The following is a 24057-nucleotide window of genomic DNA, read 5'->3' on the forward strand; positions in this document are numbered from 1 at the left end:
ATCATGATTCGAGTTCAGACGCTCACGAAACGGTACGGCGACAAGACAGCCGTCGACGGGATCGATTTCACGGTGCGACCGGGAAAGGTCACCGGCTTTCTCGGCCCGAACGGCGCGGGAAAGTCGACGACGATGCGCATGATCGTGGGGCTGGATCAGCCGAGCGCCGGGATCGCCGAGGTCAACGGCCGCGCGTATCGCGACCTGCCAGCACCCCTGCGAGAGGTCGGCGTGCTGCTCGATGCGCGCGCCGCGCACAGGCGCCGCACGGCGTACAAGCATCTGCTCTCGATCGCGGCGACGCACGGCATCGGTCGGGCCCGCGTCGGAGAGGTCATGGAGCTCACGGGCATCGATGCGGTCGCAACGCGACGGGTGGGCGGATTCTCACTAGGCATGGGCCAGCGTCTCGGTATCGCCGCGGCGCTGCTCGGGGATCCTCAGACGGTCATCCTGGATGAGCCGACGAACGGACTCGACCCCGAGGGGATCCTCTGGATTCGAGCCTTGCTGAGGCAGCTCGCCGCAGCGGGGAAGACCGTGCTGCTGTCGTCGCATCTCATGAGCGAGATGGCGCAGACGGCGGATCATCTCATCGTGATCGGCCGCGGCGCGATCCTTGCCGACGGCTCGATGCGCGACGTCATCACCGGCGCGACCCCGTCGTCCGTGCGCGTGCGCACGCACGAGGTCGAACGTCTCATGGCGGCACTGACAGCGCCCGGCGTCACCGTGTCGATTCGCGCCGACGGTGCGATCGATGTCGAGCACCTGTCGGCGGAACAGGTCGCCAGCACTGCTGCTGCGGCGGGCATCGTGCTGCACGAAGTGACCTCCGTCGAGGGGTCCCTCGAAGATGCGTACCTGGCGCTCACCGCCGCGGCGACCGAGTACCGAGCGACCACGAGCCCTTCAGGAGCGAACTCATGACATTGACCGCACCCGCGCACCGGTCGGATGCGCGCACCCGCCGCCCCGGATTCGCCTGCGTCCTCCGCTCGGAATGGATCAAACTCCTCAGCATCCCCGCCTCCCTGATCACCCTCGGGGGCATCTTCTTCATTGGGATGACCGGCAGTCTCTTCCTCGCCGCCACGCTCGAATCCTCGGGCGTGCCGTCGGTCCCTTCACTCGAACGGACGATGGGCGACGTCACCATGCCCATGGTGATCAGCGGGCAGATCATCGCCGGTATCCTCGGTGTCATGATGATCGGCGCCGAGTACTCCTCCGGCACGATTCAGCTCACCCTCGTCGCGGTTCCCGATCGCCTGCGCGTGCTCTGGGCGAAGGCGATCGTCGCAGGCTCCGCGGTCACCGGAGTCGCATTCATCACCGTGCTCGGCACGTGGGCCGCCACGTACCCGTTCTACGCCGAGCACGGGCTCGCCGCTCCCCTCACGGGCCCCGGGGTGACGCCGGCGCTGGTCGGTTCGGCCGCGTACCTCGGCTTCTGCAGCCTGTTCGGGCTCGGCGTCGGAGCTCTCGTACGGTCCACCACCGCTGGCGCCATCATCGTGTTCGCGGCCACGCTGCTCATCCCGGTGCTGAGCTCGGTGCTCCCATACGGCCTGCTCTCTCGCCTCATCCGCATCGCGCTGCTCGGCAATGCCGGTGACGCGATGAGCCGGGTGAGCGATGGCTCCGGTCCATTCCTCGACCTGTGGTCGGGTCACATCAGCACAGCAGCAGGGTGGGTGATCGCCGCCGTCTCCGCCGGGCTCGCCCTGACTGCGGGGGCGATCGCATTGCGCAGACGGGACGCATGAGCGCGCAGCGAAACCGGCCCCCACGCGTCTTCACCCGCGGCGACGTGCTCGCCCTGGTGGTCTACCTGAGTATCTCCGCCGTACTCGGCTACCTCTCGCTCGAGTCCGAGCTGAGATCGCCGGCGGGGCCGCTGGTGCTGCTGTGCGCGGCCGGCACCGCGACGCTCTGCCTCTGGCGCCGCCGACCGATCGTCGCATTCGCTGTCGTCCTGTGTCTCCTGCTCCTCACCTGTGCCGCGGGATCCGGAGCGGAGATCGCGCTCGCGTTGATCGCGCTGTACCGCGCGGGGGCGGAACTCGGCAGCCGTCGTGGTTGGGCCGCGCTGGGTGTCGGAGCGCTCGTCGCCTGCGCAGGTGCGCTGATCACCGCATTCCGCGTGCGCCTCGGCCCGCCGGTGCACGGACTCGCGCTTCGGGTCGACTGGGAGAGCTGGCCGACGGACTGGCTCAGTGTCGCCATCGTCCTCACCGCCGCAATGCTCATCGCTTCGCTGCTCGGCATCAATGCCGGGCATCGGAATCGGCAGGTTCGCGCGATCATGGAACGGGCGGAGCAGGACGTCAGTATCGCAGCGGCCGGCGAACGGGAGCGCATCGCCCGGGAGATGCACGATGTCATCGCGCACAGTCTGGCGGTGATGATCGCGCTCGCCGACGGAGCCGAAGCCACCGCGGCCGCGCGTCCCGACGAATCGAGGCGTGTGATGGGCCGGGTCGCGGAGACCGGCCGACGCACCCTGTCCGAGGTGAAACGCCTCCTCACCGCCGTTCGCGACGACTCAGGAGCAGGGCAGCCGCTGCCGGAGCCGCCCACCATGCGCCACCTTCCGGCACTCATCGAAGAGTTTCGCGCCGCCGGCCTTCCCCTGCGACTCGAGCAGGCGGGGGCGCCCGAAGCGGACTCGGCTGTCGGGCTGACGGTCTACCGGATCGTGCAGGAATCGCTCACGAACGTGCTGCGCCACGCGCGAGACGTGCGCGACGTGCGCGTTCGCCTCGAGTTCACCGAGCACGAGGCGCGCATCGTGGTGACCGACCGCTCCGCAGAAGCTCCGGCCGCTGTGGGACACGGGCGAGGCCTCGTCGGCATTCAGGAGCGCGCGATGTTCTACGACGGCGCGGTGCGCTCCGGCGCGCTGGCCGGCGGCGGCTGGCAGGTTTCTGTTCGTCTCTCGCTGGAGGAGCAATGAGCGAAGCGCACACGGGCACGAACGCGGGGGCAGACTCCGACGTCATCCGACTCCTGATCGCCGACGACCAGGATCTCGTCAGATACGGGCTCCGACTCGTCTTGGACGCGCACCCCGGCATCGAGGTCGTCGGCGAGGCCGCAGATGGCGCCGAGGCCGTTCGGGCGGCCGGGCGGCTCGCCCCCGACGTCGTGCTGATGGATGTGCGCATGCCGGGGACCGACGGCATCGAGGCGACCCGCGAGATCACGGCCACGCATCCCGGGGTGCGCGTGCTCATGCTCACGACCTACGACGTGGACGAGTACGCCTTCGGCGCGCTGCAGGCCGGAGCCGCAGGGTTCCTCTTGAAGAACACGCGCCCGGACGAGTTGATCGCCGCGGTGCGCGCGGTCGTCACCGGGGACGCGGTCGTTTCCCCGCGCGTCACGGCGAAACTCATCGAGATCGCGGTGCCCCACCTGGCGAGAGACGAGGCGCCGGCCCGCGCCCGCGAGCTCGACGCGCTCTCGGACCGAGAACGGGACGTCTTCGCACTCGTCGGTCGAGGATTGACCAACCGAGAGATCGCGGCGGCCCTCCACGTCACCGAATCGACGGTGAAAGCTCACTTCGGGCGCATTCTGATGAAGCTCGAGGTGCCGAATCGCGTTCTCGCGGTGATCCGGGCGTACGAACTCGGCGTGGTTCGCGTCGAGCCGTAGCTCGGTGTCGCTGATGCAACCGATGCCGCCGTGAACACGAAGCCCCGGGTCCTCGCTTTTGCAAGGACCCGGGGCTTCTCATCTGGCGGTGACGGTGGGATTTGAACCCACGGTAGGGGGTTACCCTACACAACTTTTCGAGAGTTGCACCTTCGGCCGCTCGGACACGTCACCGCGGAAAATCCTACGGGATGCGAACGGCTCGCGCGAATCGGGCCGTGGTGCGGCCCCGCCCGCGAGCCGTTACGCGGTCGTATTGATGATCAGGCCGATGTGGGTGAAGTAGTTGAGTGCCCCGAAGAGCAGGAACGCCAGCCCGGCGAGCCCCCAGGCGATGCCCGCGACGAGAGCGACGGGCCGCAGCTTCGGTCCGGCTGAATCGAAGCCCCTGAGGGCGAAGGGGAAGAGCACGGCGCCCACTCCGACGAGCGCGAAGAGCCCCGACATGAAGGTCGCCTCCACCCACGGGTACTCGGCGAATGCACCCGAGATGGGCTCTTCCGGCGGCGCGGCGAAGAGCTGGAACACCATTCCAGCGGCGGCGATCCCGAACATCGCGAGACCCAGTCCGAAGACGAAGATCCCGAGTGGTCTGGCGGTGCGCGCGAGGTGCGCCCCCGGGTCTGGAGCCGCCGTGATGGCGGCGGAGCGGCGCCACAGCAGGAAGGCTGCTGCCAGCAGCAGGACGCCGAATCCGAGACTCGGCTCTCCGAAGATGATGTTGTCGAACGGGAAGTAGGCGGCGAGCGGCCAGGTCAAGGTCATATGCGCGCCGGTGAGCGTCAGGATGCTTCCGAGCACGGCGGCGGTCAGCGCCCACCCCTCGGGAGCGAACTCCCCTGGTTTGCGAAGCGCGCGCACCAGCCCGAGTATCCAGAGCAGCCCCGCACCCGCTGCGAGCGACATGATGGTGTTGTACGTGGGCATCAGCGTCCAATCGACGATGAGCCCGTCGGCTTCCATGAGCACCGGTTCTCCCCTTTCCATCGGCACCGAACGCACCGATGCCTTCAGGTGTACCGAAGGAGCAGGAGCCCTGCCACCGCCTTGACGCGGCGGCAGCGCGAACTACCTCAGCCTGGCGTCCCAGAACTCCCTGAGCTGCTCGCTCTTGCGGAACACGATCGTGTCCCACTCCTCGTCGGTGGTGGTCGAGTCGGCGAAGTCGGAGGGGATCTTGAACATCTGCAGCGCGGCCCCGAAGCGCGCGCACACGCTGGCGTACGCGTAGGCCTCCATGTCGACGAGGCTCGCACCGAGGCCTGCGATGGTCGCGCGCTGGGCATCGTCTTGCACGAACACGTCGCCGGTCGCGATGGTGGCGGTCGCCTCTCGGGTCAGGATCGCGTCGCCGGCGGGTCGCAGCTCCGGCGACGGCAGCGAGAAGTCGTGCTGCACCACTCCGGTGATCTGGTAGACCGCGTCGAGCGATGGGCGCTCGGGGCCGTCGCTCACGACGCCTGCCGTTCCGAGCACCACCACGCGATCGACGGGACGCTCGGAGAGCTCCGCGGCGAGTGCTACCGCAGCGTTGACCTTGCCCACTCCGGTCACGAGGTGAGCCACATCGGAGAAGGCCGAAGCCTCGTCGCGGTGTGCGAACACGAGCAGGGTGGTCGGTTCAGTCATCGGCGCTCCCAGCGGCGCTCACGCGCCTATTGATCCACATCTTCGAACCCACACTAGCGCTTTTCGAAAATGTGTTCTAATATGAGGAGTCGGGTTCGCGAGCCGTACGCATGATCGCCGTTGAACGGCACGTCGAGATCACCTCAACTCTGCGTCACCAGCCGCGACACCCACCGAGCACCGAAGGCCTTCAGACGAGGCTGGTCCCCCGATGAGACCGGTGCAGTTGCGCTCCGCTATCGATCGCAAGAGATCGAACGGGCTGTACCGACGCAGCCCCGGCGAAGCAGCGCAGGCTCCCAGCGAGCCCACCCCCGAGAACTGCTCGGGGATCGCGCACCGTGACGGTGCGCCACGAAAGGAACACCATGACTTCGCATACTCGTATGCCCAATATCGCAGACGTGCGGCCGGCGGCCGCTCCCCTGCGCACGCCCTACCACTCGCTCAGCGGAGCCGAAGACATGCTCGTGCCCGACTGGGCCCAGCGCCGCTCGGTCTACCGCAGCTCTGGCCGCACGCTCTACGTCGTCGAGACCGATCGTCTCGACGAGGCGCGCGGCGACCTCAAGCGTCTCGATCGCGCCGGCTGGAACGTAAGCGTGTCAGAGCGCCTCGCCGGCGACCGCACGCAGATCGCGCTGACCCGCAAGGAGCTCGCGCGCGCAGCGTAAACGCTCGCGTACGAAGAACGGGCCTGCACCTCCGGGTGCGGGCCCGTTCTCGTACCCGGGCCCCGACGCCGTTCAGGAGTCACGTTTCGTCATGCCCGGAGATGCCGTGCCCATGCTCGATACTCTGGTGCCCATGAGAAACTGGGTCGCATGAGCGACGTCGAACTTGCCGAAGTAGAGAGCTTTTCACTGGATCACACGAAAGTGCTGGCACCGTACGTGCGCCTCATCGGGGTCGAGCGCGGCCCGAAGGGCGACGCGATCTCGAACTTCGACATCCGCCTGGTGCAGCCGAATGAGGCGGAGATTCCCACGGCGGGCCTGCACACCATCGAGCACACGCTCGCCGCGCTGCTGCGCACCCGATTCGACGGGCTCATCGACATCTCGCCGTTCGGCTGCCGCACCGGATTCCATCTCATCGCCTGGGGCGAGCCGAGCGTTGAGACGGTCGCCGAGGCGATCAAGAGTTCGCTCACCGATCTGGCGGAGCGCGTCACCTGGGACGACGTGCCGGGAACGGAAGCAGTGAGCTGCGGCAATTACCGCGATCACAGCCTGCATGCTGCGCGTGAGTGGGCGAAGATCGTGCTCGCCGAGGGCATCAGCCTCGACGCGTTCGACCGCTCCCGCATCGCGTAGGGAGTGCGTCGGAGCCCTCGTCGTCGAGCCGCAACTGACGCTGCGTGTCGCGGCGGGTTACGCCGCGGGACGCGGCGCCCACTCGTTGATCAGACCGGGCAGTTCGCTCATGTCTGAGAACACGATCGACGCGCCTGCTCCGCGCAGCATCCCTGGGTCGGTGCGCACCGGGCTGTCCGGGGAGAATCCGAACACCGTCGCGCCCGCTGCGATACCGGCCGTCACACCGGCGAGCGTGTCTTCGACGACGAGCGCCGAAGCGGGGTCGACGCCGAGTGCCGCAGCGGCGGCGAGGTAGACGTCGGGAGCCGGCTTGCTGCGGGGCTGCTCCATGCCGCTGAACACCCGGTCGCCGAACCAGCGCCCGAGCCCGGTGACGTCGAGCTGCATCTCGATCTTGACGCGATCGGCGCCGGAGGCGAGCGCGATGCGGTCGCCGAAGCGCTCGGCGACCGCCGCGATCATCGCCTCCACTCCGGCTACGGGTTGCACGCTGACGCGCAGGGCGTCATCCCGGCGTACATGAAATTCGTGGATCCAGGCGTCCGTGATCCTGAAGCCGGTATGCGCGAGAATCACTTCCCACTCGTCCACCAGGGCCCGCCCGATGAAGGTGCGCACGGTCTCTTCGTACGAGATCTCCCATCCCAGCTCGCGCAGCATTTCGGCGAGCAGCTGGATGGTGATCGTCTCTGAGTCGACGAGCACGCCGTCGCAGTCGAAGAGCACCGCGGAGAACGGCGAGTGCGCGCTGCCTGCCGATGCGCTCACGACACCAGCACGTCGAGCGCGGCGGTGAGCGCGGCGTCGACCGCCTGCACGACGATCTCGCGATACGGGTCGTAGTCCCCCATCGCGACGTCGGCCGCGGCGAGGGGGTTCCCGTCGATGGCGAAGACGCCGCCCGTCTCGATGCCGTGGAGTGCGGCGATGACGAACAGCGTGGCCGCCTCCATCTCGACGGCGACGACGCCGGCGCGCTGCCACAGCGGCAGGTCGACTCCGGTGATCACGTCGCTCGGGTAGAACATGTCGCCCGTCAGCACGACGCCGCTGTGCACGTCGAGCCCGGAACTGGCAGCACCGGCTTTCAGGGCGACCGTCAGTTCCGGGGTCGCGATGGCGGGAAACTCGGTCGGCACCAGCTGGTGGCTCACGCCGTCCGCGCGCACCGCCCCGGTCGCCACGACAATGGCGCCGTCGACGATCTCCGGCTGCATGCCGCCCGCGGTTCCCGAGCGGATGATGCGGGTGACGCCGCCTCGTGCGAGCTCTTCGAAGCACACCGCGGCTCCGGCTCCCCCGACGCCGTGCGAAGCCACGGTCACGGGCACACCCTTCCAGGTGCCTGCGTAGACGTGATACTCGCGGTTCACGGCGAGCTGCCGCATGTCGTCGAGCCGTTCGGCGACGCGGGCCGCGCGCCCGGGGTCGCCGACCACGAGTGCTCGGTCGGCGAGGTCGGATACGCGGGCGCGCAGCAGGGGAAGTTCGGCGTCGGCGGGGAGTCGGACGGGCATGAGGACCTTTCGATGTGTCGGGGGATGGAATGCGTTGAGGGCGCGCGTGCGCTCAGTCGGTACGCGCTGCAGCACTCAGTCGCGCGCGCGCCTCGGCGGCCCGCAGGCGGATCGCGTCGGCATCGAGCGTCAGGTGCTCGCCCTCCGCGTACACATGCCGTCCGCCGATGAAGACGTGACGCACGTCACCGCCCGTCGCGGAGAAGCCGAGGTGCGAGACGAGCGCTGCCGGCTCGAACGGAATAGCGGCGGATCCCGTGATGTCGAGCGCGATCACGTCGGCGAGGCGCCCGGCTTCGAGCGCGCCGGTCTCCGGGAAGCCGATCGCTTCAGCGCCGCGCCGCGTGGCGATGTCGAGCACGTCCGATGCGCGCACGATCGCGGCGTCCTGGCGCGCCCCGCGGTGCAGGATGGTGCCCATCTTGATCTCCTCGAAGAGGTCGAGCGTGTTGTTGCTCGCGACGGAGTCGGTGCCGAGCGAGATGCGCAGCCCGGCGGTCTGCCACTCCGGAAGCGGAGCGATGCCGTTGCCGAGCTTCAGGTTCGAGACCGGGTTGTGGCTGACCGCGGTGCCGGTGCGCGCGAGCAGTGCGATCTCGTCTTCGGTCAGGTGCACGCAGTGCGCGGCGAGCACCTCGGCCTCGAAGAGTCCGAGCGCGGCGAGATGCGCCGCTGGCGTCGCCCCGTAGCGCTCCTCGATCTGCGCGACCTCGGCTGCCGACTCGGAGATGTGGGTGTGAATCGGGATCCCGTGGGCGACGGCCCGCCGTGCGATGTCGCTCAAGAACTCGGGCGGGCACGTGTACGGAGCGTGGGGGCCGTAGGCGATCCGCACCTGCGCATCGCCGGAGTACTGGGCCGCCAGCGTCTCGGTCTGCTCGGTCGCATCGGTGCCGTTCCAGGGCGAGACGCCGGGAAACCCGACCGCATCCGGAGCGAAGGATGCGAGCGCGACGAGGGCGCGCATGCCCGCGGTGCGCACCAGCTCGATGAGTTCGGCATCCCAGTGGTACATGTCGGCGAACGCGGTCGTGCCGGTCTCGATCATCTCGACCATCGCGAGCTGCAATCCGACTGCGACATCGTCGTGCGTGAGATGCTGCTCGAGCGCTTGCACCGCCGCCAGCCACGGCATGAAGCCCTCATCGTCGGAGACGCCGCGCAGGAGCGTCATCGCGGAATGCGTGTGCCCGTTCACGAGTCCGGGCATGAGCACCTGCCCCGCGAGTTCGTGCACCACGCGGTCGCTCGCCGACGCCGCATCCGGGCGCGCGGATCCGGCGTACGTGATCCGTCCCGAGCCGTCGAAGGCGAGTTCGGCGTCGGCGACCACACCCGCGGGCGTCAGCATCGCGTCGGCGCGCAGCACCGTCTCGTAATCGCTCATCCGCAACTCCGTTCTCGATTCGGGAAGAGGGCCATCGGTCACCAGCCCGGCGTGGCCAGCATGCCGCCGTCGACGGCCAGATCCTGCCCGGTGATGAACCCGGCAGCCGGTGACGCGAGCAGCACGCACGCGCCGCCGATGTCGGCCGCAGTGGCGAGTCGGCCGAGCGGGGCTCGGCTCGTCCAGCTCGCGACCCCCTCCGGCCAGGCGTCCGCGAGACCGGGTCGGTCGACGAGACCGGGCGACACGGAGTTGACGCGGATGCCGAGCGGACCGAGTTCCAGCGCCGCCGCGCGGGCGTGCATCACGAGCCCCGCCTTCGCCGCGGCGTAGTGCGCGTGCGCCGGGCTCGGCCGGGATGCCTCGATCGAGGCGATGTGCGTGATCCACCGGTCGCCGCCGGTCGCGCGCTCCATCACCGCGGCCGCGGCCTGCGAGAGCTCGAAGACCGCTCCGAGGTTCGTGCCGAGCACCTCGTCCCACTCGCTCCTCGTCGTATCGGCGAGCATCGCAAGCGGCTGCACTCCGGCGTTGTTGACGAGTCCGTCGAGACCGCCGAGGGCCGCCACGGCGTCATCGACCAGCGACGATGCGGCACCCGCGAGGGCGAGGTCGGCGCGCACGGGCTCGACCTCAGCGCCGGCTTCACGCAGCTCCCGCACGAGCGAGCCCACGGCATCGCTCGATTCCCGGGTCGCGCCGCGGTAGTGCACGGCGAGGCGCGCGCCGGCAGCCGCGAATGCGCGTGCGATGCCGCCCCCGATACCGCCGGAGGCGCCCGTGATCAGCACCCGCTGACCTGCGAGATCCGGCAATCCGTGTCCCGTCATCCGTTCAGCCCCCCATCCGTCGTTGCCGAGACGAGTAGTCGCGCAGCGCGCGCAGCAGGTCCACCTCGCGCAGGTCCGGGTACAGCGCTTCCACGAAGTAGAACTCGGAGTGCGCCGACTGCCAGATCATGAAGTCTGAGAGCCGCTGCTCACCCGAGGTGCGAATCACGAGATCGGGATCCGCCTGCCCCCGGGTCCAGAGATGCTCGCCGATGAGCTCGGGCGTCAATCGCTCGGCGAGCGTGTCGATGGTGCCGCCGGCCGCCTGATGCTCGGCGATGACGCTGTGCATCGCCGCGGTGATCTCGCTGCGGCCGCCGTAGCCGACGGCGAGGTTGATGTGCAGGCCGTCACGATCGGCGGTCGACTGCTCGGCCGCACGCAGGGCGTCGGTCAGTTCCGACGACAGCCCGTCGCACGTGCCGACGTGCTTCACGCGCCACCCCTGGTGCTCGGCGAGGAGTTCAGCGAGTTCCGCGATGATGCCGAAGAGGTCGTCGAGTTCCTGGCGATCCCGCGCGCCCAGGTTGTCCGCGGAGAGCAGGTACAGCGTGACGGTGCCGACTCCGACCTCTTCGCACCAGCCGAGGAACTCGGGGATCTTGCGGGCTCCGGCGCGATGCCCGAAGGCGGCGCGCTCCTGGAGACGCTGTTTCGCCCACCGACGATTCCCGTCGACGATCACGGCGATGTGCTGGGGAACCTGGCGCCGATCGATCTCGCGGCGCAGGCGCCGCTGGTACAGCCGGTAGAGCAGACCGGCCCGCGGATTCGACGGCTGGGCACTCACGTTCCGAGTGTACCGGCTCGACCTGATGCGCGCCCGTCGCGAGGAGGAGGCCGGGACCATACACTCGAGGTCATGACGTCGCAGGAGGAACGACCGCTGCCCGAACCCGATCGCCTCTCGATCCCGCTCCTCGAAGACGCCATCGATCACCCGCAGGAGCAGCCGGGTGCCACGCTCGAGGCGAAGCCGACGTGGCGGGGCTGGATCCACGCGGGGACCTTCCCGCTCACGATCGTGGCGGGGATCGTGCTCATCAGCGTCGCCGACGGGCCGCTGGCGAAGTGGGCGTCGCTCGTCTACACGCTCTCGAGCATGCTCCTCTTCGGGGTCTCGGCGCTCTACCATCGCGGCAACTGGAAGCCGAGCACGCGGCAGGTGTTCCGGCGTCTCGACCACGCCAACATCTTCGTGCTGATCGCCGGAACGTACACGCCGATCGCGCTCCTCGCGCTGCCGCTCGACAAGGGCGTGCTGCTGCTCGTGCTGGTCTGGGTGGGCGCCCTGCTCGGCATCGGATTCCGGGTGTTCTGGCTCGGCGCGCCGCGATGGCTGTACGTGCCCCTGTACGTGCTGCTCGGCTGGGCCGCCATGATGTACATCGTCGATATCGCGCACGCGAACTTCGCGGCGATGGTGCTCGTGGTGGTCGGCGGTCTGCTCTACACGCTCGGCTCCGTGATCTACGGCACGAAGCGCCCGAACCCGATTCCCGGCGTCTTCGGGTTCCACGAGATCTTCCACGCGCTCACCGTGGTCGCCTTCCTCTGCCACTGGACGGCGGCGCTCCTGCTCGCGCTCGACCCGTTCTTCCTGCGGTAGCGCTCGCGGTCGGAGTGCCGCCGCCCCACCCCTTCACTGGCGAGGCGGGGGCGCCGCGACCACGGCGACGATCCGTTCCACCGGCAGCGCCGCGTCGACGGTGATGCCCGGCTCATCCTGAGCGAGCGGCTCGAGGGTCTCGAGCTGCGAATCGAGCAATCCGGCCGGCATGAAGTGGCTGACGCGCACCTCCAGGCGGGCGAGCAGTTGGTCACGGGGCACATCGAGCTGCACGAACCACAGCGGTACCGCCGTCGCGGCGCGCAGTCGATCGCGATACGTGCGTCGCAGGGCCGAGCATGCCACGGTCACCGGATGGCCTTCGCCCGCCGCACGCGTGATGCTCGCGCCGACGCGGTCGAGCCAGGGCCAGCGATCCGCGTCGGTCAGCGGTGTGCCGCGCCGCATCTGATCGACCGCTTTCGCCGAGTGCAGGTCGTCGGCGTCGATGCAGAGGCCGCCGCGTGCGGCGGCGAGCGCGGCGGCGACGGTGCTCTTGCCCGCGCCGGAGACCCCCATCACGACGAGCGCCCGCCCGGCGAGCTGCGGGCCGGCGGCCATGTCGGCGGAGGTGCGTTCCATGCGCTTCAGTGTGCCACGCGATGTGCTGCACCTCTGTGCGGGGTTTCGGAACGGCACAGACCTCGGCTTCGGTGAGCAGCGGGGCTTCGGTGAGGCGGATATCGCCAATCCGGTCTCACGGTCGCTGAATCCCTTACCGTAGCCGCCGGAGCCGCTTCGGCACCCCGAATGCCCCGCTATCCCCCAGCCGCGAGCGTCTCAAGCACGGCGGCCCCGTACCGCTCGAGCTTGACCTGCCCGATGCCGGAGATCGCGAGCAGTTCTTCGTCGGTCTTCGGCTCGTGCACGGCCAGGGCGGCGAGGGTGGCGTCGCCGAAGACGACGTATCCCGGCACGCCCTGGGTGCGCGCTTCGCCGGCCCGCCAGGCGCGGAGGCGTTCGAAGATCTCGGCCTGATCCGGCGTCAGGTCGGCCGCGGCTGCCGAGCGCTTCTCGCCGCCGCCGCTCCGGGAGGCGCGCCCACGGCCGCCGGAGGAGGCGCGGGTGACGACCTCCTCGCGCATCATCACCGCTTCTTCGCCGCGCAGCACCGGCTTCGCCGCTTCGGTCGGAGCGAGCACACCCCACTCGCCCTGCGCTTCGAGCAAGCCGGCTGCGAGCAGGTGGCGCACGACACCGCGCCACTGCGCCACCGACCACTCGGTGCCGATGCCCCACGTCGAGAGTTCGTCGAGCCGCATCTGCGCGGCTCGCTCCGATGTGACACCGCGCAAGACGTCGATGTGCTGACCGGCGGCGTAGGTGCGATTGCGCTCCTTCTGCGTGCGGATGACCGTCGACAGCAGCATCTGCGCGGGGATCGTCGCGTCCCAGAGCTTGGGCGGCGTCAGGCAGACGTCGCAATTGCCGCACGGCTCCGTGCGCTCTTCACCGAAGTACCGCAGCAGGAACACGCGGCGGCACTGCACGCCTTCGCAGAGCGCGAGCATCGCGTTGAGGTGCCGGGTCTGGCTCGCCCGCGTCGCCTGATCGCCGTCGCCGGACTCGATCATCTGCCGCTGCTGCACCACGTCCTGGAGCCCGTACGCGAGCCAGGTGTCTGACGGGAGACCATCGCGACCGGCGCGGCCCGTCTCCTGGTAGTAGCCCTCCACGGATTTCGGCAGATCGATGTGCGCGACGAAGCGCACATCGGGCTTGTCGATGCCCATGCCGAACGCGATCGTCGCCACGACCACGACCCCGTCCTCCCGGAGAAAGCGCGTCTGCGCATCGAGTCTCACGTGCGCCGGGAGCCCCGCGTGGTACGCGACGGCGTCGACTCCCGCGTCGCGCAGCGCAGCCGCGGTCTGCTCGACGCGCTTGCGGCTGAGGGCGTACACGATGCCGGCTTCCCCGGCATGCTCCCCGCGCACGAAGTTGATGAGCTGGGCGCGCGCGTTCTGCTTCGATTCGATGCGGTAGCGGATGTTGGGCCGATCGAAGCTCGACACGAAGTGCCGCGCACGCTGCAGGTGGAGGCGTTCGGTGATCTCACGGTGCGTCTCGGGCGTCGCCGTGGCGGTCAGCGCGATGCGCGGCACATCCGGCCAGCGCTCGGCGAGCGCTCCGAGCCGCAGGTAGTCGGGCCTGAAGTCGTGCCCCCACTGGGAGACGCAATGGGCCTCGTCGATCGCGAAGAGCGCGATGCGACCCTGCGCCAGCAGCTCGACCGTTCCGGGTGCCGACAGTCGCTCGGGTGCGAGGTAGAGCACGTCGAGCTGCCCGTCGCGATACGCCTGCTCGACGGCGCGGCGATCCTCGATCGACATCGCCGCGTTCAGTGCGGCCGCGCGCACGCCGACGAGCTGCAGTGCGGCGACCTGATCGTGCATCAGCGCGACGAGCGGCGACAGCACGATGCCGGTGCCCTCGCGCACGAGCGACGGAATCTGGTAGCAGATCGACTTGCCGCCGCCGGTGGGCATGAGCACCACCGCGTCACCGCCGCCGATGACCTGCCGGATGATGTCTTCCTGCTCGCCGCGGAACGCGTCGTACCCGAACACCTCGGCGAGGACCTCGCGCGGATCTCGCCCGACCTGCGGACCCGCCGCTTGGTCACCGGATTGAGCGGTCGCACCGACACGACTGCTTCCGGGCGCGGGCGCACGCAGATCGTCAGGTGCCGGCGCGCCCCATGCTTCGCCGGGCCAGCGCTCGTCGTCGCCGAAGTCGAAATCGGCGCTCTGCTCGTCCGGTACCGACGCCCAACCGCCCGTCACGCGTTCAGCCTCGCGGCTCGGCGCCCGGCTCGGCACGGGGGCCGCCGCCGGGTTCGGAGCTCGGATCTGCGCCTGGGTCGACGACCGGCCGGGACGATCCCTGCTGGTCCGTGCCCGCGCTGCCGACCGTCCCGTTCTGCTCGGCGAGCTCCTGCTCGATCTGCTCCCGCACCTCGGCCCGGTAGCTGTTGCGACGCAGACGCCGCACCATGTTGAAGCCGAGCGCGATGATGCCGATGCCGAGCGCCGCGAACGCGATGAAGCCGGCCACACCCGGACTCACCGTGTCGGGATCGAACTCGGTCTCCTCGGCAATGCGCACGGCGGTGGTCAACAGGCTCATGCGCCCTCCTCGATTCCCTGGAACAGGTCGGCTTCGAACTCGCTCGTGGCGACGCGGGAGGCGGCGAGGCGGTAGTCCTCGAACGGCCAGGCCTGGCGCTGCAGTTCGTTGGGCCAGAAGAAGAAGGTGCTGTCGGGCGGCACCTGGCTCGCGTGGGCGCGCAGGGCCTCGTCGCGACGCTCGAAGAAACGCCCGACGTCGACGCTCGCAGTGCCGACGTAGGGGCGACGCGTCATCCACTCGCGGATCTCGGTGAACTGCTCGATCATGGGCGACGACGGGTCGTTGTCGGTGAGCCACTGGTAGATCGTCTCGACGCGCTTCGCGTTGAAGATCTCTTCGTAGTAGAGCTTCGACATCTCCCACGGTTCGCCCGCCTCCGGGTACGCGTCGGGGTCTCCGGAGAGCTCCCAGGCGATGCGGCTGATGTCGTGGCAGCGGATGTGGTCGGGGTGCGGATAGCCGCCCTGCTCGTTGTACGTGATCATGACGTGGGGGCGGAACTCGCGCACGATGCGCACGAGCGCTTCCGCCGAGACATCGGCCGGGATCCCGGCGAACGAGGTCTCCGGCACGATCTCCCCCTCATCGGGAAGACCGGAGTCCTGATACCCCAGCCACCGGTGCTCGAACCCGATGATCTCGCGCGCTCGCGCCATCTCATCACGGCGCAGGCCGGGCAGGTCTCGCCGGCTCTTCGGGTCGCGCGAGACGAGTTCGTTGAGCAGGTCGCCCCGCTCTCCCCCGGTGCAGCTCACGATCAGCACTTCGGCACCGGCGTCCACGTAATGCGCGTAGGTTGCGGCGCCCTTGCTGGACTCGTCGTCGGGGTGCGCGTGCACCGCGATCAACCTGAGCGTCATGAGGGTCCTCTCACATGCTTCCCGGGAGCTTCCCGGTACTCTGGCAACGAAGATTCAGTTTACCCAGCGCAGATCGGAGCTTGCCGTGCCGCAGGCCGATATCTCCTCCGGAGGCACCTCGGGCGCCCCCGTCGCGACGCCGGCCGCTGCGCTCGCCCGACCGACCGACGCGCGGCAGTCGCTCGAGGATCGTTACGGCACCGGACGCAGGGCCAGCTTCGACCGCCGCTTCGCCTGGACGGCCGCGGCCCTCCTCGTCGCCGCCGGCATCGCCTTCCTCGTGTTCAGCGGTTGGCAGCAGCCGAACCGCGTGGCGTTCCAAGACATCGGGTACACGAAGAACGGCGACACCAGCCTCGATATGAAGTTTCAGGTGACGACTGAACCGAACACGCCGGTGGCCTGCGCCGTCGAGGCGCTGAACACCTCGAAGGCGACCGTCGGCTGGAAGATCGTGGAGCTGCCGGTGACGGACCAGCAGTCGCACACCGTGACGGCGAGGGTCGTCGTCACGAACCCCGCGACGGCCGCTTCAGTGCGCGACTGCTGGGTGATCGAGGAGTCGGCGGCGAGCTGAGTCCGCGCGCTCAACGCGGTGCATCGCTGTCCCAGTCAACCCCTGGGCGCCGATCTGACACCCGGACCGCGCCCTGGTAGCCTGGGGGTTCGCGCCCTGCATGGTTCAGGGCGCTCTCTTGTATCTCGGGCGCGTTTGCGCATTAATTCTGAAACGAGGATCGTCATGGCCGAGCCCACCCAGACCTGGCTGACCCAGGAAGCTTACGACCGGCTCAAGGGTGAGCTGGAGCAGCTCTCCGTGGCCGGCCGCAAGGAGATCGCCGCGCGCATCGAGGCGGCGCGCGAGGAGGGCGACCTCAAGGAGAACGGCGGCTATCACGCAGCGAAGGACGAGCAGGGCAAGATGGAGGCCCGGATTCGCGACCTCGAGGAGTTGCTCAAGCACGTCGTCGTCGGGGAGGCTCCTGAGGCGAGCGGCGTCGTCGAGGTCGGCACGGTCGTGACCGCGACGATCTTCGGAGATGAAGAGCGCTTCCTGCTCGGCAATCGCGAGCTCGCCAATGGCTCCGACCTCGACGTGTACAGCGCCGAGAGCCCCCTCGGCGCTGCGATTCTCGGCCGCAAGGTCGGCGAAGAGGTCAGCTACTCGGCTCCCTCCGGCAAAGAGATCGCCGTGAAGATCGTCGCAGTCGACACCTACGCGGGCTGATCCGGCGCAGCGCTGAAGATCAGCACCATACTTCCGGGGCGGGGCCGCATCAGCGGCCTCGCCCTCACTCGTACATCGAGATGTTGATCGGCCCCGTGAGATCGGGCGCCGGCGCCCGCAGGCCCCGCGTCTTCACCAGCAGGTAGACGATGCCGAGCGCCAACCAGATGCCGCCGATGATCATGGAGATCGAGTCGAGGCTCAGCCACAGCCACACGTTGATCGCGACGCCGACGGCGGGAACGGCGACGAACGTGACCCAGGCTCCGGCCGTGCGCCGCTTCAGGAAGCGGAAGAACACGAAGATCACGGAGAGGTTCACGAACGTGAACGCGATGAAGGCGCCGAAGTTGATCATCGACGCAGCCTGATCGAGGTCGACGAACAGCGCAGTGAGCGCGACCAGCGCGACGATCAGCACGTTGACGACGGGGACGCCGGTGCGCGGGTTCACGGTGCCGAAGAGCCGGCGCGGCAGCGCACCGTCGCGGCCCATCGCGTAGAGCAGGCGGGCAGCGCTCATCTGCTGCGTGATCCCGCACCCGAGCACGGCCATCATGTACCCGCCGACGAAGATCGCCTGGAATGCGGCCCCGCCGATGTACTTCGCGATCTCGGGCGACGCGCCCACGATATCGGCGAGCTGCGTCACGTCGGGGAACAGCGTCTGCATCACGTAGGTGACCGTGATGAAGAACGCACCGGCGACCGCGATGATGATGAAGATGGCGCGGGGAATGTCGCGCTCGGGCTTCTCCGCCTCCTCCGCGAGGGTCGAGACCGCATCGAAGCCGAGGAACGACAGGGCGAGGATCGCGGCTCCCGCGGCGATCGCGGCGCCCTGCACATCGCTCGAGATGAACGGGCGCGCGGTGAACTCCGCCCCGTTCGCTCCGTTCACGATATTGATGATCGTGAGCACGACGAAGACGACGGCGACGACGAGCTGAATGCTGACGAGGATCACGTTCATGCTCGCCGCGAGCTTCACTCCGACGAGGTTGAGCACCGTGCAGATCGCGACAGTGAGCAGCACCCACACCCAGAAGGGCACCCCCGGAATCACCGCGGTCATGTAGATCGCGGAGAGGATGGCGTTGATCATCGGCAGCAACAGGTAGTCGAGCGTCGCGACCCATCCCACGAGAAAGCCCAGGTGCGCGTTGATGGCCTCCTTGGCGTAGGTGTAGGCGGATCCTGCGATCGGGAAGAACCGGACCATGCGCGAGTAGCTGAAGGCGGTGAAGAGCACCGCGATCATCACGACCAGGTAGGCGAGCGGGACGTGGCCGCTCGTGACATCGGCCACGATTCCGAACATGTCGAAGACTGCGAGCGGCGCCATGTAGGCCAGGCCGATGAAGACCAGGTGACGCAGCTTCAGGGTGCGCTTGAGGGAGCCGCTTTCGCCTGCGACCTCGTGGGCGAGACGTTCGTCGCCGACGGCGACTGCTGAGTGGGATGGCATCGTTGACATCTGGGGTCCTCTATTCGGTGTGCTGAATCAGTGGGTGTGCGTGTGAGCGCTCGCCGCGGGCTCGGAGCAGGCCTGCCCGGCGCCGGCCGGATCGGTCGCCAGTGCGGCCGCAGCAGCACCGCCGAGTTCGCCGCGGGCATCGTGGATCGCAGCACCGCCGACCACGGTCAGGTCGGCCCGCTGCTCGAGCAGTTCGGCGGGCTCCATCGCGTAGAGATCGCCCGACCAGACGACGACATCGGCGAGCGCTCCGACGCGCAGTGCGCCGACCTCGTGCTCGCGGTGGAAGGCCTCCGCGCCGCCCAGGGTGTACGCGCGCAGCGCGCGGTCGAGATCGAGCCGCTCCCCGAGGGTCCAGGCATCGCCTCCGTCGAGGCGGGCGCGGGTCATAGCGCTGTACAGGCCGATCAAGGGATCCATCTCGCCCACCTGCCAGTCGCTGGAGAACGTCACGCGCGCGCCGGAATCGAGCATGGACTTGAAGCGCCACGCGCGATCCCAACGCGATTCGCCCACGTTCTCCATCCAGGTGCCGGCCACCAGGTCGGGTGACGCGTGCCGCGGCTGCATGGCGGCGACGACGCCGAGGTCGGCGAAGCGCGGGAGATCCTGGGGCGCGAGGCACTCGACGTGCACGATGCCGTGGCGGGTGTCGAGCCGTCCGTTCGCGCGCTGGGCGGCCTCGATCGAATCGAGCGTCAGCCGGATCCCCCAGTCGCCAGTGGCATGGGTGTGCACCTGGTAGCCGAGCCGATCGAGTTCGACGAAGAGCTTCGTGAACTCCGTCGGTTCGAGGCTCGGATGCCCTCGGTGGCCCGGGCGGTTGGCGTAGTCCTCGAGCATCGCGGCGGTGTGCGGTTCGATGACGTCGTCGGCGTACAGCTTCACGGGGCCGAGCGTGAAGCGCTCGTGCTGCGGCGTCTCTCGGATGGCCTCGGTGATGCGCGCGCGGAAGTCGCCGTCGGCGCCGACCGGGTGGTAGATGGCGGCCGTGGTACGGCTCGTGAGCTTGCCCTCGCGTTCGGCACGGGCGAAGAGGTCGAGTTCTGCGAGGGGCACCTGCGGCTCGACCACCGAGGTGATGCCGGATCGCGCAGCCATCTCCAGGCTGTTCGTGATCTTGCGGTAGCGCCGGTCGGGCGAGTACATCGGAATGTCGCGCTGCAGCTCGGCCAGACCGTCGATGGTCATCGCGCTCGTGTAGAAGTCGGTGACCCACCCGGTGGGCTCGCCCGTCGCAGCGTCGATCTCGGGGTTGCCCCACGCGATGTCGCCACCGTTCAGGATGCCGAGCTTCGCGAGCGCGGGCCGGTTCAGCCACACGGAGTGCTGATCGTAGGTCGTGATGAAGACCGGGCGGTCGGTGACGCCGGTGAGGTCGTCGGCCCGGGGGCGGCGGCCCTCGACCACGGAGTACAGGGCGTTCTCCGCGCAGATCCAGTCGAGCTCTGGGTGCGTTTCGGCGAACTCGGCGATGCGCGCACGCACGACATCGAGGCTCTGCACCTGATCGAGGCTGACCGCGAGGTCGTCGAAGCCCAGCAGCAGATGGTTGTGCGTATCGGCGACGCCCGGCGTGAGCAGGCGCCCTTCGAGCTGCACGACGCGGCGAGCGGCGGGAGCGTCCGCCGCGGAACCGACGTACGAGATGCGATCACCGGTCACGCCGACCGCTTCGGCCCAGGGCTGCGCGGGATCGAAGGTGCGGATGCTCCCACCGGTAAACAGGGTGTCGACGGCCATGTCAGCTCCTCGGCGCTCGGCTCGACGGCGATCCGCCGAGTTCTTTTACTCAAGAGTAAATTAATTTACTCGTTTGTCAAATAATGCGGCTGCGCCGTCGGACGGATCCGACACCCAGGTCCAGCCACCAGCCGGCCGGCACTCAGCCGGCGCGACACCCAGCCCGCCGCGCCGGCAGCCGGGTCACTTTCGGAGGGTGTCGCTCCCCCGATCCCCCGCAACACGCTCCGCAACTGACCCGCCTCGGGCGAGGCACGAGGAACGGACGGACCGCGGCCCGCGCGCCCGCCCGCCCGCTCGCCCGCGCCTCGGCTGGCATACTGGCAGGCATGGCCCGACCGAGCACCCAGCAGCAGCGCCGCAAAGAGGTCGTCGACGCAGCGCTCGCGGCCGCCGCGCAGCACGGGCTCCGCAGCCTGTCGCTCACGGACGTCGCGAACCAGGCCGGCGTGACCCGCGGCGCACTGCTGTACTACTACGACGACCTCGACGCGATCCTCGTCGAGGCGCACGCCGCCGGCATGGAGCGCGTGGGAGCCGAGCGCGCCGCCCTCGTCGCGCGGGAGGTCGGCGCCCCCGCCAAGCTCGCGGTCGCCATCACGGCCGGCTTGCCGACCGGCCCCGACGACGCCCTGATGAGCCTGCTCTACGAATTCGACGTGCTGGGCGGCAAATCACCGCTGCACGACGAGCTCGTGCAGCGGCTCTACGGGGAGCAGCTCGCGCTCTACCGGGAGATCCTGGCAGAGGGCGTGGAAGCGGGCGACTTCTCGCTCACCGGCCCGCTCGACGACATCGCGATGAATCTCGTAGCGCTCGAAGACGCCTACGGCTTGCACATCACCGGGGGCGGCAGCATCACGGTCGCCGACGCGCGGCGCGCGATCGCGCTCTATGCGCAGCAGGCCGGCGCCCCACTCCCGGCTTGATGCCGCGCTCCACCCCGCGCTTCGCTCCGTGGGCTGCCGCCGTGGGCGGCACCGAGCGCTCCGGCGCCACGCAACGCGTGCCGCTTCAGTAGCGCTCCACCCCGCGCTTCGCTCCGTGGGCTGCCGCCGTGGGCGGCACCGAGCGCTCCGGCGCCACGCAACGCGTGCCGCTTCAGTAGCGCTCCACCCCGCGCTTCACTCCGTGGGCTGCCGCCGTGGGCGGCACCGAGCGCTCCGGCGCCACGCAACGCGTGCCGCTTCAGTAGCGCTCGCCCACCCGCACGATGTAGCCGGCGTCGCGCAGGGCCTGGGCGACGATCTCCCCGTGGTCGTGACCGCGCGTCTCGATGTGGAGTTCGAGCTCCACCTCGCTGATCGGCAGCTCGGTCGCGTGACGGGTGTGGATCACCTCGACGACATTCGCGTTGTGCTCGGCGACGATCGACGCCGTGCGCACCAGCTGGCCGGGCACGTCGGGGAGCAGGATGCGCAGCTTGAGGTAGCGAGCCGACGCAGCCAGACCGTGGCCGATGACGCGCTGCAGCAGCAGCGGGTCGATGTTGCCGCCCGAGAGGATCACCGCGGTGGGCCCGCTGACCCGCGCCTTCCCGGCGAGCATCGCGGCCACACCGGCGGCTCCGGCGGGCTCGACGACCATCTTGGCGCGTTCGAGCAGCACGACGATGGCTCGAGCGATGTCGTCGTCGCTCACCGTGACGACTTCGTCGACGTAGTCGCGCACGTATTCGAAGGTGCGGTCGCCCGGGCGCGCGACGGCGATGCCATCGGCGATCGTCGGCTTCGTGAGGATCGTGACCGGCTCTCCGGCGTCGAGCGACGCGACGAAGGGCGACGCGTTCTCCGACTGCACGCCGATGATGCGCATGGGGGTTCCGTCGCGCTCGGCCCGCAGTTTCGCCGCCGCGGCGACGCCGGAGACGAGGCCGCCGCCGCCGATCGGCACGACGATGGTCTCGATCTCAGGCGCTGAGTCGAGGATCTCCAGGGCCACGGTCCCCTGGCCGTGGATCACAGCCTCGTGGTCGAAGGGCGGGATGAACACGGCGCCCGTCTCGGCCACGAACCGCTGCGCTGCCGCGTTGGTCTCGTGGAAGGTCGCGCCTTCGAGCACCACCTCAGCCCCGTAGCCTCGGGTCGCCTGCAGCTTCGGCAGCGCGACGCCGAGCGGCGTGAAAATCGTCGCCTTGATGCCGAGCTCGCGCGCCGCGAACGCGACGCCCTGGGCATGGTTCCCGGCCGACGCGGCGACGACGCCGCGAGCGCGCTCCTCCGGCGTGAGCTGCGTGAGTCGGTAGTACGCGCCGCGCAGCTTGTACGCCCCGGTGCGCTGCAGGTTCTCGCACTTCATGTACACCGTCGGGACGTCGAGAATCTCGGCGAGATACCGCGAGCTCTCGAGCGGGGTGCGCTGCGTCACCTGGTGCACGACCTCGAGCGCGCGCTCGAAATCGGCGAGCGTGGGCGCGGGGGCCTGCACGGGAAGCACCGGTGCTGGGGTCTGCTCGGTCATGAACGTCCTTCCTTGCGTCGCATCTTGGCGACGGCTCGCGCGCGATGCTTGGCGCGATGCTGCAACTGATATCTGCGGTGGTAGTCGGCCACGGGGTCGACGCCCGTCTCCCACTGCCGCTTGACGAGAACATTGACGATCGAGTTCGCTGCCGCGGCGAGAGGAACGGCGAACAGGGCGCCCGGGATGCCGGCGAGCAGAGCGCCCGTCGAGACGGCGAGCACGACGCCGAGCGGGTGCACGCGCACCGCGCTTCCCATCACCAGCGGCTGGAGCACGTGGCCCTCGATCTGATTGACGAGGATCACGACGCCGAGCATGAGCAGCGCGTTGACCGGCCCGTTGTAGACGAGGGCGACGAAGGCGGCGAGCAGGCCGGTGCTGATCGCGCCGAGGAACGGGATGAAGGATCCGAGGAAGACGAGGATCGCGATGGGGATGGCGAGAGGCACTCCCAGCACCGCAGCGCCAACGCCGATGCCGACCGCGTCGACGAAGGCGACGAAGATCTGCACCCGGACGTACTGTCCGACCGACACCCACCCGGCGCGCCCGGCCGCGTCGACCGGCGCGTGCGCGCGGGCGGGAAGGAACCCGAGGACCCAGTTCCAGATGCGACGGCCGTCGATCAGCATGAAGATGAGGGAGAAGAGCGTGAGCAGGAGGCCGGCGACGAACTGGCCGGCCGACGTGGCGACGCCGAGCGCGCCGTTCCAGAGCTCCGACTGATGCTCTTGGACGGTCTTCCAGATCTGGTCGGTGAAGGCCCCGATCTCGTTGGCCGAGATGCCGAACGTGGCCTCCGCCCAGCGGAGCATCTCCCACCACACCTCCTCGGAGCGGCTCGTGACGTCGCCGAGCCCGTCGCGCAGCTGGGTGATGATCAGCGTGAGCAGCACCCAGACGAGCGCGATGAAGAGCGCGAGGGCGAACACGACGCCGAGGGAGCGCGGCAGCTTCTGCCGCTCGAACCAGTGCACGATGGGGGCGAGGAGCGCGGTGAGCAGGATCGCGACCAGCAGCGGGATGACGATGATCCGCACCTGCACGACGAGCCAGAGGAAGCCCGCGAGGGCGATGCCGATCAGTACCAGGCGCCACGACCATGCCGCCGCCACCCTCACTCCGAGGGGAAGCTCGTGCGCCGCGTCGCCTCGAGTATCGAGGTCTCGGCTGTTCTGGGGGTCTTCCACAGGGCAATCC

25 protein-coding genes and 1 tRNA gene are annotated in these 24057 nt (G+C 69.1%); 10 read left to right on the top strand and 16 right to left on the bottom strand.

Annotated elements, in window-relative coordinates:
* The first annotated feature begins 3 nt into the window (after positions 1 to 3).
* Genes JSQ98_RS07310 through JSQ98_RS07325 form a run of 4 tightly spaced genes read left to right on the top strand, consistent with a single transcriptional unit; the run spans position 4 to position 3663 of the window.
* Positions 4 to 930 (top strand): ABC transporter ATP-binding protein, encoded by a 927-nt coding sequence (locus JSQ98_RS07310; protein ID WP_211649011.1) that lies wholly within the window; start codon positions 4 to 6, stop codon positions 928 to 930.
* Entirely contained in the window at positions 927 to 1769 is an 843-nt protein-coding gene (locus JSQ98_RS07315; RefSeq protein ID WP_211649012.1) for an ABC transporter permease, read from the top strand. The genes JSQ98_RS07310 and JSQ98_RS07315 overlap by 4 nt, the downstream gene beginning before the upstream one ends.
* Positions 1766 to 2959 (top strand): sensor histidine kinase, encoded by a 1194-nt coding sequence (locus JSQ98_RS07320; protein ID WP_211649013.1) that lies wholly within the window; start codon positions 1766 to 1768, stop codon positions 2957 to 2959. Before JSQ98_RS07315 ends, JSQ98_RS07320 begins: the two co-directional genes overlap by 4 nt.
* Positions 2956 to 3663 carry a response regulator transcription factor gene (locus JSQ98_RS07325; RefSeq protein WP_211649015.1) on the top strand — a complete coding sequence of 236 codons (708 nt, stop codon included), beginning with the start codon at positions 2956 to 2958 and terminating at the stop codon, positions 3661 to 3663. The genes JSQ98_RS07320 and JSQ98_RS07325 overlap by 4 nt, the downstream gene beginning before the upstream one ends.
* A gap of 83 nt (positions 3664 to 3746) precedes the next feature.
* Here JSQ98_RS07325 and JSQ98_RS07330 read toward each other — a convergent pair.
* The 3 genes from JSQ98_RS07330 to JSQ98_RS07340 form a co-directional block, all read right to left on the bottom strand.
* Positions 3747 to 3837: transfer RNA gene (locus JSQ98_RS07330), tRNA-Ser, on the bottom strand.
* 69 nt (positions 3838 to 3906) lie between these two features.
* Positions 3907 to 4650: a DUF981 family protein gene (locus tag JSQ98_RS07335; protein WP_090151832.1), complete on the bottom strand. Its 744-nt coding sequence runs from the start codon at positions 4648 to 4650 to the stop codon at positions 3907 to 3909.
* An 81-nt stretch (positions 4651 to 4731) separates the two neighbouring features.
* Positions 4732 to 5292 carry a phosphorylase family protein gene (locus tag JSQ98_RS07340; RefSeq protein WP_211649017.1) on the bottom strand — a complete coding sequence of 187 codons (561 nt, stop codon included), beginning with the start codon at positions 5290 to 5292 and terminating at the stop codon, positions 4732 to 4734.
* Positions 5293 to 5660: 368 nt separating this feature from the next.
* Here JSQ98_RS07340 and JSQ98_RS07345 point away from each other — a divergent pair, with 368 nt between their 5' ends.
* Together JSQ98_RS07345 and JSQ98_RS07350 are read left to right on the top strand one after the other, a co-directional pair.
* Entirely contained in the window at positions 5661 to 5966 is a 306-nt protein-coding gene (locus JSQ98_RS07345) for a hypothetical protein (protein ID WP_211649019.1), read from the top strand.
* Positions 5967 to 6116: 150 nt separating this feature from the next.
* Complete coding sequence (locus JSQ98_RS07350) at positions 6117 to 6608, top strand: S-ribosylhomocysteine lyase (protein WP_211649020.1); 492 nt, start codon at positions 6117 to 6119, stop codon at positions 6606 to 6608.
* Between the two features lie 57 nt (positions 6609 to 6665).
* Here the strand turns inward: JSQ98_RS07350 and JSQ98_RS07355 are convergent, their stop codons facing one another.
* From JSQ98_RS07355 to JSQ98_RS07375, 5 genes are read right to left on the bottom strand one after another with little or no spacing between them, the layout of a single operon-like run.
* Complete coding sequence (locus tag JSQ98_RS07355; protein ID WP_211649021.1) at positions 6666 to 7379, bottom strand: HAD family hydrolase; 714 nt, start codon at positions 7377 to 7379, stop codon at positions 6666 to 6668.
* Positions 7376 to 8128 (bottom strand): nucleoside phosphorylase, encoded by a 753-nt coding sequence (locus tag JSQ98_RS07360; RefSeq protein WP_090151641.1) that lies wholly within the window; start codon positions 8126 to 8128, stop codon positions 7376 to 7378. The genes JSQ98_RS07355 and JSQ98_RS07360 overlap by 4 nt, the downstream gene beginning before the upstream one ends.
* Positions 8129 to 8180: 52 nt before the next feature.
* The gene (locus tag JSQ98_RS07365) at positions 8181 to 9515 is read right to left on the bottom strand and encodes an amidohydrolase (protein WP_211649022.1); all 1335 of its coding nucleotides are present in this window, start codon (positions 9513 to 9515) and stop codon (positions 8181 to 8183) included.
* A gap of 38 nt (positions 9516 to 9553) precedes the next feature.
* On the bottom strand, positions 9554 to 10345 hold the full coding sequence (locus JSQ98_RS07370; RefSeq protein ID WP_211649023.1) for an SDR family NAD(P)-dependent oxidoreductase: 792 nt from the start codon (positions 10343 to 10345) through the stop codon (positions 9554 to 9556).
* A 4-nt stretch (positions 10346 to 10349) separates the two neighbouring features.
* Entirely contained in the window at positions 10350 to 11135 is a 786-nt protein-coding gene (locus JSQ98_RS07375; RefSeq protein WP_211649024.1) for an isoprenyl transferase, read from the bottom strand.
* Between the two features lie 72 nt (positions 11136 to 11207).
* On the opposite strand from JSQ98_RS07375, the gene trhA reads away from it, so the two are divergent.
* Positions 11208 to 11954 carry a PAQR family membrane homeostasis protein TrhA gene (gene trhA / locus JSQ98_RS07380; RefSeq protein ID WP_211649025.1) on the top strand — a complete coding sequence of 249 codons (747 nt, stop codon included), beginning with the start codon at positions 11208 to 11210 and terminating at the stop codon, positions 11952 to 11954.
* A gap of 33 nt (positions 11955 to 11987) precedes the next feature.
* Here the strand turns inward: trhA and JSQ98_RS07385 are convergent, their stop codons facing one another.
* The 4 genes from JSQ98_RS07385 to mca form a co-directional block, all read right to left on the bottom strand.
* Positions 11988 to 12536 carry a gluconokinase gene (locus tag JSQ98_RS07385; RefSeq protein WP_249290773.1) on the bottom strand — a complete coding sequence of 183 codons (549 nt, stop codon included), beginning with the start codon at positions 12534 to 12536 and terminating at the stop codon, positions 11988 to 11990.
* Between the two features lie 176 nt (positions 12537 to 12712).
* Complete coding sequence (recQ, locus tag JSQ98_RS07390; RefSeq protein ID WP_211649027.1) at positions 12713 to 14740, bottom strand: DNA helicase RecQ; 2028 nt, start codon at positions 14738 to 14740, stop codon at positions 12713 to 12715.
* A gap of 4 nt (positions 14741 to 14744) precedes the next feature.
* A complete protein-coding gene (locus JSQ98_RS07395; protein ID WP_211649028.1) occupies positions 14745 to 15083 on the bottom strand; it encodes a hypothetical protein in 339 nt (112 codons plus the stop codon).
* A complete protein-coding gene (gene mca / locus JSQ98_RS07400; protein WP_090151658.1) occupies positions 15080 to 15946 on the bottom strand; it encodes a mycothiol conjugate amidase Mca in 867 nt (288 codons plus the stop codon). The genes JSQ98_RS07395 and mca overlap by 4 nt, the downstream gene beginning before the upstream one ends.
* Positions 15947 to 16031: 85 nt before the next feature.
* On the opposite strand from mca, the gene JSQ98_RS07405 reads away from it, so the two are divergent.
* Both JSQ98_RS07405 and greA read left to right on the top strand, forming a co-directional pair.
* Positions 16032 to 16523: a DUF4307 domain-containing protein gene (locus JSQ98_RS07405; RefSeq protein ID WP_346728741.1), complete on the top strand. Its 492-nt coding sequence runs from the start codon at positions 16032 to 16034 to the stop codon at positions 16521 to 16523.
* 165 nt (positions 16524 to 16688) lie between these two features.
* Positions 16689 to 17174 carry a transcription elongation factor GreA gene (greA, locus tag JSQ98_RS07410; RefSeq protein ID WP_090151660.1) on the top strand — a complete coding sequence of 162 codons (486 nt, stop codon included), beginning with the start codon at positions 16689 to 16691 and terminating at the stop codon, positions 17172 to 17174.
* A 64-nt stretch (positions 17175 to 17238) separates the two neighbouring features.
* On the opposite strand, the gene JSQ98_RS07415 is transcribed toward greA, so the two are convergent.
* Positions 17239 to 18651 carry an APC family permease gene (locus JSQ98_RS07415; RefSeq protein WP_200332485.1) on the bottom strand — a complete coding sequence of 471 codons (1413 nt, stop codon included), beginning with the start codon at positions 18649 to 18651 and terminating at the stop codon, positions 17239 to 17241.
* 27 nt (positions 18652 to 18678) lie between these two features.
* Positions 18679 to 20394 (bottom strand): amidohydrolase, encoded by a 1716-nt coding sequence (locus JSQ98_RS07420; protein WP_211649029.1) that lies wholly within the window; start codon positions 20392 to 20394, stop codon positions 18679 to 18681.
* 329 nt (positions 20395 to 20723) lie between these two features.
* Between JSQ98_RS07420 and JSQ98_RS07425 the strand changes: the two genes are divergently transcribed.
* Entirely contained in the window at positions 20724 to 21323 is a 600-nt protein-coding gene (locus JSQ98_RS07425) for a TetR/AcrR family transcriptional regulator (RefSeq protein WP_211649030.1), read from the top strand.
* A gap of 259 nt (positions 21324 to 21582) precedes the next feature.
* Here the strand turns inward: JSQ98_RS07425 and ilvA are convergent, their stop codons facing one another.
* Together ilvA and JSQ98_RS07435 are read right to left on the bottom strand one after the other, a co-directional pair.
* Positions 21583 to 22854 carry a threonine ammonia-lyase gene (ilvA, locus tag JSQ98_RS07430; RefSeq protein WP_090151674.1) on the bottom strand — a complete coding sequence of 424 codons (1272 nt, stop codon included), beginning with the start codon at positions 22852 to 22854 and terminating at the stop codon, positions 21583 to 21585.
* A complete protein-coding gene (locus JSQ98_RS07435; protein ID WP_090151678.1) occupies positions 22851 to 24047 on the bottom strand; it encodes an AI-2E family transporter in 1197 nt (398 codons plus the stop codon). The genes ilvA and JSQ98_RS07435 overlap by 4 nt, the downstream gene beginning before the upstream one ends.
* Positions 24048 to 24057: the final 10 nt, after the last annotated feature.

Origin of the sequence: Leucobacter manosquensis, from assembly GCF_018304845.1 — a bacterium.
GTDB classification, from domain to species: Bacteria; Actinomycetota; Actinomycetes; order Actinomycetales; family Microbacteriaceae; genus Leucobacter; species Leucobacter alluvii.